We start from the raw sequence: 13,332 nt of genomic DNA on the forward strand, positions 1-13,332 counted from the left end.
TTAATACAAATTTTTGATGACAAAAGCATATCACAAACCAACATTTATTAACGAATTATTCGTTTAGCGAGATTTTTATATTTGGCTGAAAGTTTTGTAAATATTGATGTACATGTCGACCAAACATATATGTAACTAGATATGTCACAAGGTAGCTTTAATGTTTATAGCCCTTTATTATTTAGCGCTATTTTCCTATCAAAGATACAAATATTCAATTTTATTTGCCCATTAAAAGAGTAAAAACAATGAAAAAAATAATAACAAGTGCCGTCTGTTCTTCTCTATTGTTTGTTGCTGGATGTAGCACAAAGTCAGAAGTCACTGAAACCGCTTCAGTTGAAGCGCCTGCCGTGAAAAAAACAGTATTAGCCTCTGGAATTGAACAAGCCAATATGGACACCTCTGTTCGCCCACAAGATAACTTTTATCAGTACGTCAATGGCGGCTGGTTGAAAGCAAATGATATTCCTGGCGATAAAACATCCATTGGTTCATTTATGGATTTACGTGATGAGGCTGATAGTAACGTAAAAGTGATAATTGAAGAGTTAGCCTCAACGGCTAATTTAGTACACGGCAGTGATGAGCAAAAAGTCGCTGACTTGTTCCGTTCATATATGGACACTGAAACAAGAAATGCCGCGGGTATTCAACCTATTGTTCCTCTTTTAACAGCCATCAATAATTTGAAAGACAAAAGTGCTGTGGCGCGTTTTATGGGTGAATATCAAGCTAAAGGCGTGGCTAGCCCGTTAGCATTTTATATTAGTGTTGATGCAAAAGACTCAAGTAACTATGCCAGCCATATTTGGCAAAGTGGTTTAGGCTTACCTGACCGCGATTATTACTTTAATGAAGCAGAACGTTTTGCCCAAATTCGTGACGGTTATACCAAACATATCGCAAAAATGTATGCCTTAGCAGGTTTAGACAATGGTGAAACGGCGGCAACCACTATTATGGATATGGAAACAAAACTTGCTGGTTTCCATTGGACACGTGTTGAGTCAAGAGACAGTAATAAACGCTATAATAAATTTGCCGTAACTGATTTATCAACATTAACCGATGCTTTTGATTGGCAAGCATATTTAGCTGGGCAAGGTGTTGCTCAACAACAAGAAATCATTATTAATCAACCAAGCTTTGTTAAAGGTTTTGGTGAAGTATTTGCTAATGCTTCTTTAGCTGATATCAAAACATATTTAACCTTCCACACCATCAGTGGATTCGCAGGGTATTTATCTAACGAAATTGACCAAGAAAATTTTGATTTTTATTCAAAACAGCTTCGTGGTCGTAATGAACAACGCCCGTTGTGGAAACGAGGCGTATCTGTTGTAAACCGTAATTTAGGTGAAGTGATTGGTAAAGTGTATGTTGCCAAACATTTCAAACCTGAAGCTAAAGCACGAATGAGTGAGCTGGTTGAAAACTTACGTTCCGCTTATGGAAATAGCATCAATGACCTAGAATGGATGTCAGCGGATACTAAGCAAGCCGCTCAAGTTAAATTAGCCGCTTTTACGCCTAAAGTTGGTTATCCTGACAAATGGCAAGATTATAGCTCGCTTGAAATTAAAGCAGACGATATTGTCGGCAATATCATTCGCGCCAACACCGCTGAGCATCATAAAGAAGTGGCTAAATTAGGTGGTCCAATTCAAAAATGGGAATGGGGCATGACACCTCAAACGGTAAATGCGTATTACAACCCTACTGTAAATGAAATAGTTTTCCCTGCGGCTATCTTACAACCACCATTTTTTAATATGTCTGCTGACGATGCGGTCAATTATGGCGGTATAGGCGCAGTTATCGGTCATGAAATGGGTCATGGTTTTGATGATCAAGGAAGCAAATATGACGCGGAAGGTAATTTAAAAAACTGGTGGACTGATAATGATTTATCTGCCTTTAAAGAGCGTACAGATGCTTTAGTTGCTCAATATGATGCTTATCAAGCGTTCGATGATTTACATGTAAATGGCAAATTAACCTTAGGTGAAAACATTGGTGATTTATCCGGTTTAAGCATTGCCTATAAAGCTTATAAAGCCTCATTAAAGGGGAATGAAGCCCCAGTAATAGACGGATTAACGGGTGATCAACGCTTCTTTATGGGGTGGGCTCAAGTATGGCGTTTTAAAATGGTTGAAAAATCATTACGTAACTTGATTGCAACTGACCCTCATTCACCCGGTAATTATAGAGCCTTAGGTATTTTGTCGAATATGCCTGAATTCTATCAAGCCTTTGACGTAAAAGAAGGTGATGCTATGTATATTGCCCCTGAGAAACGAGTGAAAATTTGGTAGTTCATGACTGAACGGCTACATTTCCATAAAAATGCCAGCATGAAGCTGGCATTTTTATTTTTCACTTTTAATTTAATATTCAACTGAATTTAATTTAACACTCAACTGAATTCGTGTGAAATGATCAATTCAACGTTGAAATTATTTTAGGCGAGTCAAGCCGGGAATATCGGCAAGATCAAAATCATCGATCTGTTCTGGTGAAGAAAACTTATTAATATAGGTTTCATACACTTTTGAATGAACAAAGATATCGAATAAATCAGGATCTAAGCAATTTCTCTTCACCATATTTCCCATAATAGTTAAACATTCACTAACTTGTTTTGCTTTCTTATACGGTCTATCCGCAGATGAAAGCGCCTCAAAAATATCTGCCAATGCCATTATTCTTGCAGGCACCGATAACTGCTCTTTCGTTAACCCTCTAGGATAACCTTTGCCATCCATGGTTTCATGATGACCTAACGCGTATTCAGCAACATTTTGCATGTATTTTGGAAATGGTAAACCTTCTAAAATATCAAGGGTTACATCCATATGCCTTTGAATAACTAATCGTTCTTCGGTATTTAACGTGCCACGCTTTATCCGTAAATTGTAACTTTCGTCTTCATTTAATAATGGCTGAGTTTCACCGTTAATACTTAGATGATATCGCTTAGCTAGGGTTAATATGCGCTCTTCATCTTCATCATGTAGAAATTCTCCACCAATGTTCACGGTTTGTAAAAAGTTACGATCACGGTTTAGTTGCTCTTGCTCTGTGGCTTGTGCTTGTTCTAATGCCGCTAATTCGTCTGTTTTACCGGCTTTAAGTGCATTAATAACTTGCTGTTGATATTTAATGTCAATATCACGACTGACGATTTCAAGTTTTGCTAAGACATACTCTATTCGATCAAAAATCGCTTGAAGTTTTGTTGATTTATCAATGACATGATCTGGTGTCGCCACTTTTCCGCAATCATGAAGCCAGCCGGCGATCCCAAGCTGATACATTTCATTATCAGAAAAAGATACCGAAGCCAGTGGTCCCTCCGTTTCTTCATGCACTGCTTTAGCAAACATTAATGTTAACTCAGGTACTCGTTTACAATGCTCTCCGGTGTGTGGAGATTTTTCATCAATCACGCGGGCAAGCGTCTGAATAAATGATTGAAAAAGTTCTTCTAGGTTTTCAACTAACGATTTATTCGTTAACGCTATCGCGCCAACAGAAGCAAATGAAAGACATTGATGTTCAATTTCTTTTGAAAAAGGCACGATCCCATGCTCATTTTGTGCGTTAATCAATTGAATAACGCCGACAATTTCATTGGCATGATCTTTTAAAGGAAAAGTTAGCATTGATTGGGTGCGATAACCGGTTTCTTTATCCATTTTTCTTGCGGCACTAAAATCAAACGGTAAGGTGTCATACACGTCGTCAATATTAATAACCTTGCCACTCGTCACCGCATTAACCACGATGGCAGCAGTATTTGGTTTTCCATCAACCATTAAAGGAATGCCCGAAAAATTAACCGGGTTATTTGAACTACCGCCTAAATGTAAGCCTAAGGTGTGATTAATCACCGTTTGGAACTCTAACGATTCATTACCATTCACTAAATAAATGGTGCCAGCATCGGCATTAGAAACATCTAATGCCGCTAAAAGAATTTTTTCTAACAGCAAATGAGTATCTTTTTCACCGTTAAGTTGTACGCAAATATCAACTAACTGTTCGTGTGCTGATTGATATTGATTATTCTTTTTCATAACTAACTCGCTATTTCGTTAGATGGCTATAAGTACCATCCCACTTTGTATCTAAGATACTTTCCTTCAATTCTGAAATCCTATTGATATAAATATCATATAAATGGTTTGATAACAGGCTCTTATTTTTTAATTCAGAAAATATCTTTATCGCACTATCCCATTCTTGGGCTAAATAGGCTCGAATACCTGCTTGGTGTTTGTCGAGCATTAAACACATTTCGTTAGATTGATCTGCTTTCAATCCGATAGGTTCATAAATAGTGGTCGGTTTTTGTTTACCTTTTACTCTGATGGTATCAACCTGTCGGCACAGCATCCCCTGTTTTGTCACGGCCTGATAGGTTTGCTCTGAAATTAAGAGACTTACCCCATAAAATTTAGTTAAGGATTCTATTCTAGAGCCTAAATTAACTTCATCACCTAGTACAGTATAGGCTTTTCTGTATGTAGATCCCATATCACCGACTATCATATCGCCGGTACTCACTCCAACACCAATATTAATTGCAGGCCAACCTCGTTCTTTAAACTTTTTCGACATGGCCTGTGTTGTTGCAATCATTGCAAGTGCTGTATCCACGGCATGTATTTCATGCTGATCATCATCAAGTGGAGCATTCCAAAATGCCATCACCATATCACCGACATATTTGTCTATGGTTCCCTGCTTTTCAAAAATAATGCGCGTATTTTCTGAAAGATATTCATTAATAAATTCACTGAGTTCATCAGGAGTAAAATTTTCTGATAATTGGGTGAAATCTCGAATATCCGCGAATAATACTGACATCACCCTTCGCTCTGGCGTTAATGAAATGCCCTTACCTGTCGCTAATAACTTATCAATGTAAGCGGGTGGCACGTATTGATCGAACACCCCTTTTATATGTTTACGACGATAGTTTTCGAGAAAAAAGCCAACGCTACCAAAATATAAAGTTAACCAAATAATGACAAGTAATAATTGCGATTGCGGCAAACTGACTTTAAAAAAGAGCCATAATGACCAATTCAAAGCCAAATGAATAATTAACGCAGCAAAGCAAATATAAAAAATGCGCATTGGCCCTTGGTTATTCATTAAAATAGATAAAACTAACCCAGTAATAAACAATAAAATAAATTGTATCGCTAAAGTGATATCTGGCTCGACAGGAATAATTTCAGGGTGCATTAACCCTTCAAAAACATTGGCATGTACTTCTACCCCGGGATACTGAATACCAACCGATGTTGCTCTAAGATCAGCAAGACCTATCGCAGATGTACCGACAAATGCCACCGACCCTTCCAACTTTTCAGCGGGTACCCGATTTTCAATGACGTCGGTGGCAGATATATATTCAAAACTCTTTTGCCCCCCTTTGAAAGGGATCAACACTTGCCCTTTTTCATTGGTCGGAATTTTATGGTCACCGAAACTCAATGATTGTAGCCAATAATTACGGTTGTTTAATTCACTTTCTGTATTGATATGATCACTTAAGGTATACACTCTCGCCGCCTCTAGTGCGAGTGACGGGTATAATTTACCTTGGTAATTAATCACGAGTGAGGCTTTACGAATAAAACCATCACTTTCAGGTACAGAATTTATAAAACCCGAGCCAGATGCATTTTGACTAAGGACATCAATATTTTTCAACACCTTATTATATTGAGCAATATCACTAACACCATCTACTGGAATTTCCCAATTCACATGACTGGCTATACTGTCTGTTCTTTCAGTTGTCTGTGAGTTTGATGCATTTTCATCATCGAACATCATTCCAAGTACAACTTCCGCATTCGTAATAGAGTTTGACAGCTGTAAATCAGCATCAACACTTTGTTTTAACGTAATGATTTCTTTGAGGAACTGGGGTGTTAACTGTTTATTTTTGTCAGTAATAACATCGACAGGATTGTCTTCTGGCTCAGGAAATACAATATCGAACGCGACAACAACAACGCCATTTGCCATTAAATTATCGACTAACTGGCTAATTTTGCTACGGCTCCAAGGATATCGTCCTTGTTCAGCTAAGCTCTTTTCATCAATATCGATAATAATAACATTTTCATCAAACTGGCGAGGTGTTTCGGGCAAAGTCGCCAGCAATCTAATATCGTATAAAATACCTTCGATTCTTTGAAAAAGTTCTTGGACATCTTTTATCGCTATAAACCCTAAACTGATCACTATTGCGGTAATCATTAATCCGTTTAGAAAATGCTTATAGCCTTTACTCGCAATCATAAACTAGCAATTAACTCAATATGAGTACCTTCACGAGCAAACTCTATCGCTAACTGATGTTGATATTTTGTGCGAAGGCTTGCTTCAATTGTTAATAGATCACTATCCTTTCTTGCAGGATCATGACTAATAAAATAAAGGCGTTTTACTTTCGCTTGCAATGCCAATTCAACAACTTGATCAACGGTACTATGCCCCCAACCTTGTTTTAACGGCATATCTTCAGCTAAATATTGCGCATCATGAATAAGCACGTCTGCTTGATCAATAAATGCTAGCCACTCTTGCCAGCTTGTAACGGGCGGGTTAACCGGAGAAAGTTCATTATCGGTGACATACGCCACTTTTTGATTATCAGCATGTAAACAATAAGCGGTGCCACCATCGGGATGAGATAACGGCTGGGTCGTTATTTCAAAAGATGCTAACGAAAAAGCATCTTGTTTTGCAAGTTCCGTGTCTAGCTGAATAATTGAAGGTAAATCTTGATATTTTACCGGATGATTAGAACCAGACATTTGAGTAAGAATGGCATCTTTATCGTTATAATCGACATTACCAACGATAATAGAAATATTTCTATTATCTTGATAAATAGGACGAAAAAAAGGGAAACCCTGAATATGGTCCCAATGATTATGGGTCACTAACATATTGATATCATGACAGTTGCTGAGCAATTCATTGCCTAAGGCGATAATCCCAGTCCCAGAATCTAAAATGATAGAATCGCCATTGTTAGCGGTAACATAAACGCAAGAAGTGTGCCCACCAAAAATTAGTGAGTCTACGCCTGAAACAGGTGTAGATCCCCTGACACCATAAAATGTTATTTTCATACATTACCTTAGACTAATTACTCATTTTATAGGTAGACGTATCACTTATCATTATATTAAAGCGATATTACAGCAATTGTCACGGTTGCTGTCCATTTTCCAGCACTAGGGTTTTTATCGTCATAAATTTCATAAACAAAACTATCTGTTCCTAAAAAACCAAAGTTAGGCGTGTATTCAAAACTACCATTTTCATCTAATTTAGAAAGCTCACCATATTTAACATTCGTAATAGGTGTTTCAGTGACTTTTAAATCACTACCTTCTGGTTCAAAGTCATTATCTAGGACATTACCTCTTAATGTATCCCCAATACCAAGTACCGTAATAATGGCATAAATATCATCAAAGGCAATGGGCGATGTATAGCTATTTAAAATTTTTATCGTCACTGTTGCTTGCGATGTCGCCCCTTCAGGGTCTTTAATCTGATATGTAAATTTGTCAACACCATCAAAGTTAAGGCTTGGCGAATAGGTGAATGTACCGTCTTCATATAATTGAAGACTACCATTACTAACATCTGTTATCGGTGTAGTAACAACAGTTAAGTGATCGTTGTCCTTATCGGTATCATTTTCAAGAACAGAAATACCTTGTAAAATACTGTTTTCATCCATTTCAAAACTATCATTACTGGCGATAGGAGCAACGTTAGTAGAAATAATGTTGATATTAACGCCCGCTTTTGCCGTTCCACCTTGCCCATCATTTACCTCATAAATAAAGCTGTCTGCACCGAAAAAACTAGGAGTTGGCGTATAGCTTACGACACCATTACTATTTAAAGTTAAATCACCCTTAGTGACGTCAGAAATTGGTGTAGTAGAAAGCGACAGGGTATCATTATCCACATCAGTATCATTTAATAAGACATTTATTCTCTCAAGAGTTTCATTTTCATTCACACTGATATTGTCACCAACTGCAACTGGTAAATCATTTATCGCATTAATCACTAAACTAACACTTGCTTGAGCAAAACCACCTTGACCGTCACTGATGCTATACGTAAAACTATCATTGCCATTAAAGTTACTGGCTGGTGTGTAAACAAAGTTTCCGTCAGAAAAAAGCGTCAATGCACCATGACTTACATCATTTACCGGTGTTGTTTGAACCGTTAAAACATCATTATCTTGATCGGTATCGTTAGCCAAAACAGAAACACCATCAAATACCGTGTCTTCATTTAAGTTGAAGCTGTCATTAAGCGCTACAGGAGGAGTATTGACTACTATTGTCGTTTTCACCGTTACGGTTACTGACGCAGAAGCAGTTAATCCATCAGGCTCAGCCACAATATATGTAATGTTCGCTATACCTGAAAAGTCATCTTCTGGTTGATAAACTAATTTTTTATCGACGATGGACACATTCCCTGTATCTGCTACAGCACTTTCAATGGTCAGTTGCCCACCATCGATATCGATATCGTTAGCTAATACATCAATAGTGATTGAAACGCCTTGATCGGTTGAAGCAAAATCATCCAGTGCTAGCGGTGCGTCATTTTTAGCACTCACCGTTAAGGTCACTTGCGCCTGACTCGTTAACTGACTCTCATTAATAATTTGGTAAGTAAATGAATCGACACCATTAAAGTTTGCTACTGGCGTATATTCAAAACTACCATCTTCATGAAGCACCACGACTCCTTGACTAGGTAGATTAACAACGACAGGATCCACAGAAATAGTGCCACCATCTGGATCTGAATCATTAATCAGCAAACCCTGCTCAGCATCTACAAAGAGAGTTTGGTCTTCTTCAAGTTGATAATTATCATCATTTGCAAGCGGCGCATCAGGCTGAGATAAAATATTAATCGACACCGTCGCTTGTGCCGTTTTACCTGTAGTACTGGTTATTTGATATTGAAATTGATCAGCCCCTACATAATTACTTTCCGGTATATAAGTAAATGTACCATCTAGCGATAAATTTAATTGCCCATGCTGAGGTTCAGTAATAAGCGTGTCATCTAGTTGAAATTCAAATCCATTCGGCTCTTGATCATTACCTAAAATGCCATTAGTTGTTGTGTTCACCACTAAAGTGATATCTTCATTGGTTTGATAACTATCATTGTTGGCAATCGGCGCAGCAAATTCTGCTGAAGATAAAATAGTTACCGTGGCACTATGAGTCCCCCCTTGTCCATCAGAGATTTGATACTCAAAGCTATCACTGAGATCAAAGTTGCTATTAGCAACATAAGTAAAACTACCATTATCATTCAGATTAAGACTACCGAACTCAGGAGCAGTAATGGGCGTCGGTTCAACGACTAAAGTATCGCCATCAATATCACTATCATTACTTAAAATACCAGGACTACTAACAGCAATATTATTATTGGCTGATAAGGTATAAACATCGTTCAGTGCAACAGGAAGGTCATTGACCGAATTAACGGTTAAGGTTACTAAAGCTTCACCTTCTAACCCTTGTTCATCAGAAATAATATAGCGAAATGAGTCATTGCCAAAAAAGTTCTCTCTAGGGGTATAGGTAAACTCCCCAGATGCATTTAATTCAAGTTCGCCTTGTGTTGGCGGAGTTGCGGCAAGTTCAACGGTTAATTCGCCCCCTTCAGGGTCTTCATCATTAATTAACACATTGCCCGATAACGATTCATCTTCATTAACTTGAAATGAATCTACCCTTGCTATCGGCGGTAAATTCACTTCGACAAATTGACTCGGGATCACGATAGGCGCTGTCATACCGCTTTCACCGCCATTATTAATTGCCGTGACGATAACATAATAAGGTTTATTTTCATCTTGATCCGTAAGCTGAATATTGGTCGCCGTTTGAGATAAAAATTGCACGCCATTATCGAGTTCAAGGACATTGGCTCGAGTAAGTTCTGCATCAGTTGCTGCATAAATATTATAACGTTGAGCTGAATTTGCAGCCCCCCAAGTTAAAGAGATAGTCCCGTTTTCTCTCACCGCACTTAACGAGGGAATAATAATAGGTTGCCAATTAACACTGAGCGTATCCGCTAACGTTTCATTGTCTTGACTATCTTTTACAATTAATTCAATGCGTAAATCGCCAGATTGCTCACCTGATAATTGAGGATTTAATCCTGTCACGGTAATTTCTGAATTTTCAAGACAAGAATCAGTACATAAAATAAAAGATCGATTGATCTTAGGAAGATATAAAGAGAGTTGTTTAATACCATCTGGATCTTGCGCTGTGACCCCTAAGGTTAAATTTCCTACCACAGCTGCAGAGCCAGTTGCACTTCTAATCGTGCCTTGTGCATTCGCAAAACTAGTTTTAACTACCGCACTTTTGGTAAGCGCCTGTCCTTCTACTTGTTGTTTAACCGGTTTATCTTGTCCTGACATGCCAGCTAATGACACAGTATTTTGTGGTTCTACCGGTGCTACAGTCACTGGAGGCTCAGGTTGAATATTATTTTCTTGTGCAGTTTCAGACGAGCCGCCACAGCCCACTAAATAGACTAACGATGTAAGGGTAATGATACTTAATGTACGCATAAAGCTACCTCTTGTTCGGTTTTATTCAAACGATAACAACACGTTTGAATACTAATATTTATGGTTTTATTTTAAATGTGCCATCTGCATTGACACTAGCATCATCAATTTCAGACAAGTTAAAGTTGCCTAACAATTCATCGAGTCCATTTGAAAATGCCGCTGAAATATTACCTTGCGCTTTATTATTGCCATGTGAAGCATAATTAACACCTAATGAAAGTTGGTCAATATTAATCAAGCCTGAAAAGGTTGCCAACCACTCACCTTGAGCATCATTAAAACTTAATGAACCGCCTGGCACTGAAGCATTATCAAAATCAACCGTCATATTCATTTGAAAGTTACTCGTATCACCTACCGATGAATTAATTGAGCTTTCTACAATTTGATCAAAAGTCACTGAGCCACTTCGTTGACTAATTAAATCAGCGATAGATTCATCACTTATCGCTTGTAATGCTTCCTCTTGATAAACAGATGCATCGAAGGCTACATTCACTTCTTCGTCAACAACAGTTGGAGAGGATGGCTGATCTGTTTGCTGTGTACTTTCGCTAATCGTTTCTACAGCATCGCTGACAAAACCTTTTGATAAAGCGATGGGGGCTTGAGTAAACGTAGTAACTTGACCTGAGCCATCGACAGTCGCGAAGGCAAAATCTTCGGTTTCACCTAATGATAAAGTTTGGTCACTACCGGTTAAATCCACATCAATATTGCCGCTGTAAACGCCAAAGGTCACATTGTCATCAACGACTTGCACGACAAAATGTGTACCGCGAATACCAATACTGCCAACGGGGGTTTTTACTTTATAATCGCCACCTTTTGCTTTGATTAAGCCACTGATTGATCGCAAACCACCATTCACTAATTCAAGCGTGGCTGAACCTTGTTCTGTTTCACCGTCATATTGATAATCGCTGATCAGAACTTTAGTACTTTCTTTTAAGGTGATTAAACCACCATCTGTCATATTAAATTGAGCTTTACTAGATTTTCCAGTGGTAATCTCATCGACATCAAAAATTTTCGAACGACGTTTTAATGCCCGAACTTCTGTGCCTTCTTCACCGATCGCTAGTACTTCACCTTTGGCAAGAATAGTTTTACCGGCAACACTTGCGTAACTAGAAGACACCAAACAAAACGACAAGGTAAATAATATCAGCGATTTTATTTTGCTCGATATACCCGTTTTATCATGCATTGGTCTTGAATTTTTCATCTTACTTTTAATCATATTAACTCCCCTAGAAACTCATCGTTGCTGACAAATTAATGTCTGTACGTCGATAAGAAAACAAATCTAAGTTACTGTTTTTATCCTGCATATTGACAGATAACCGATACGAAAAAGACTTTGACATTTGATATTGCACGAAAGATGACGCTAACCAGACATCATCTTCTCGTTGCGCAAGGTAATAAGGATGTTGTCCTCGATACTCTTGCATTTGATAACTCAAATCAACGGCGGCTAACCATTGCTGATTAATCAACCATAAACTACTTAATGAAATCATATCAATCGTTCGGCTGTTACTATCAACCTCACCATCTTCTTCAAGCCTCTCAATGCTCAAAGAATAGCGTGAATTGTTTTGATAATAATGACTTGTAATAGCAACAGAATAATCATCGGTATCTAATAACGCTTGCCTTTGGTTACTGGTTTTTCTCAGCATTAACCGACCGCCAAGAGTAAAATTATCAGATAGTGAGGTTTGTACCCCCGTTAAAAGAGACGATTGAAGACGGTAATAATCGCCATCAAACCAAAGTGGCGTAATACGTCCACCAATATTAAAATCAAAAGCATCAAATGATTGCATGTATTGCACGCCAACTTGCGCTGATAAACGATTGTAGTCGGTTTCATCGGCAAATTGTTGTGCGCTTATTTGACTATTAATACTGAACTTTGAAGTTTGTGTTAAAGCCGTGTTACGACGAAACTGATAATTTAACTTAAGATATTCATCGCTTAATTCACGGCTATTCTCATCTAAATTAACGTAATCATTTAAAAATGGTAGAAAAATACGTTCTTCGTTGGTACCAGCATTTATATTGCCATCAAAACCAATATTGGCCGATAATTGATGTTTAGTACTGGTAGCTTGTTGCGCTAACTTATCTCGCGTGCTCGAACATAAAGCATTTGCCAATTGGTTGAGGTTTTCAGCGATTTTTTCACTGGCTAATATACTATTGCATTGTTCCAATGCGGCTTGGTAATTTGATGATTGATAATATGCTTTTGCTAAATATAACTTGGCATCTAACCAGTTTGGTTTATTCGCGACTACTCGTTCAAAGGCAAAGACACTCACATCAACTTGATCACTTTCTAAGGCGGCAATACCTAAAAGAAAATCAAATTCTGGAACACCTAAATACTCATCTTGATAATTTTGTGCAATAGACAGGACATTAGCGTAATTTTGATTATCAATTTCTGACTTTAATGTATCAAGTAAATCTTTTTCGCTGTAATTATTCGCATGAGTAATCAGCGAAAATGGAAGGAGTGCGGAGATTAATAAACCATATCTATTCATTCGAAACCCTGTCTAATTTTTAATTTTATACGACTTAGATTAAAACTATATAACTAGTACATCACGAAAAATATC

7 protein-coding genes are annotated in these 13,332 nt (G+C 37.8%); 1 reads left to right on the forward strand and 6 read right to left on the reverse strand.

The annotated features are described in order from the left end of the window. Positions 1–248 precede the first annotated feature (248 nt). Entirely contained in the window at positions 249–2,321 is a 2,073-nt protein-coding gene (locus ABXH06_RS10920; protein ID WP_353518239.1) for a M13 family metallopeptidase, read from the forward strand. Positions 2,322–2,462: 141 nt separating this feature from the next. Here ABXH06_RS10920 and ABXH06_RS10925 read toward each other — a convergent pair whose 3' ends face one another. Genes ABXH06_RS10925 through ABXH06_RS10950 form a run of 6 tightly spaced genes read right to left on the reverse strand, consistent with a single transcriptional unit; the run spans position 2,463 to position 13,257 of the window. Then, positions 2,463–4,085, reverse strand: coding sequence for an HD domain-containing phosphohydrolase (locus ABXH06_RS10925; protein ID WP_353518240.1), 1,623 nt, complete (start codon positions 4,083–4,085; stop codon positions 2,463–2,465). A 10-nt stretch (positions 4,086–4,095) separates the two neighbouring features. Beyond that, complete coding sequence (locus tag ABXH06_RS10930) at positions 4,096–6,288, reverse strand: CHASE2 domain-containing protein (RefSeq protein ID WP_353518241.1); 2,193 nt, start codon at positions 6,286–6,288, stop codon at positions 4,096–4,098. Positions 6,289–6,326: 38 nt separating this feature from the next. Further along, positions 6,327–7,169, reverse strand: a complete 843-nt coding sequence (locus ABXH06_RS10935) for an MBL fold metallo-hydrolase (protein WP_353518242.1) — start codon at positions 7,167–7,169, stop codon at positions 6,327–6,329. Positions 7,170–7,225: 56 nt separating this feature from the next. Further along, complete coding sequence (locus ABXH06_RS10940) at positions 7,226–10,690, reverse strand: Ig-like domain-containing protein (protein WP_353518243.1); 3,465 nt, start codon at positions 10,688–10,690, stop codon at positions 7,226–7,228. 58 nt (positions 10,691–10,748) lie between these two features. Continuing rightward, positions 10,749–11,936: a FecR family protein gene (locus ABXH06_RS10945; RefSeq protein ID WP_353518244.1), complete on the reverse strand. Its 1,188-nt coding sequence runs from the start codon at positions 11,934–11,936 to the stop codon at positions 10,749–10,751. A 10-nt stretch (positions 11,937–11,946) separates the two neighbouring features. Then, entirely contained in the window at positions 11,947–13,257 is a 1,311-nt protein-coding gene (locus ABXH06_RS10950; protein WP_353518245.1) for a surface lipoprotein assembly modifier, read from the reverse strand. Between the last annotated feature and the right edge of the window lie 75 nt (positions 13,258–13,332).

The sequence above is a fragment of the Thalassotalea sp. SU-HH00458 genome, from assembly GCF_040362795.1.
In the GTDB taxonomy this organism is placed as follows: Bacteria; Pseudomonadota; Gammaproteobacteria; order Enterobacterales; family Alteromonadaceae; genus Thalassotalea_H; species Thalassotalea_H castellviae.

What these genes read in the sequence shown, in the direction of transcription:
- ABXH06_RS10920 (WP_353518239.1), top strand. Translation starts at nt 249, where the DNA reads ATGAAAAAAATAATAACAAGTGCCGTCTGTTCTTCTCTATTGTTTGTT.
- ABXH06_RS10925 (WP_353518240.1), bottom strand. Translation starts at nt 4,085, where the DNA reads ATGAAAAAGAATAATCAATATCAATCAGCACACGAACAGTTAGTTGAT.
- ABXH06_RS10930 (WP_353518241.1), bottom strand. Translation starts at nt 6,288, where the DNA reads ATGATTACCGCAATAGTGATCAGTTTAGGGTTTATAGCGATAAAAGAT.
- ABXH06_RS10935 (WP_353518242.1), bottom strand. Translation starts at nt 7,169, where the DNA reads ATGAAAATAACATTTTATGGTGTCAGGGGATCTACACCTGTTTCAGGC.
- ABXH06_RS10940 (WP_353518243.1), bottom strand. Translation starts at nt 10,690, where the DNA reads ATGCGTACATTAAGTATCATTACCCTTACATCGTTAGTCTATTTAGTG.
- ABXH06_RS10945 (WP_353518244.1), bottom strand. Translation starts at nt 11,936, where the DNA reads ATGATTAAAAGTAAGATGAAAAATTCAAGACCAATGCATGATAAAACG.
- ABXH06_RS10950 (WP_353518245.1), bottom strand. Translation starts at nt 13,257, where the DNA reads ATGAATAGATATGGTTTATTAATCTCCGCACTCCTTCCATTTTCGCTG.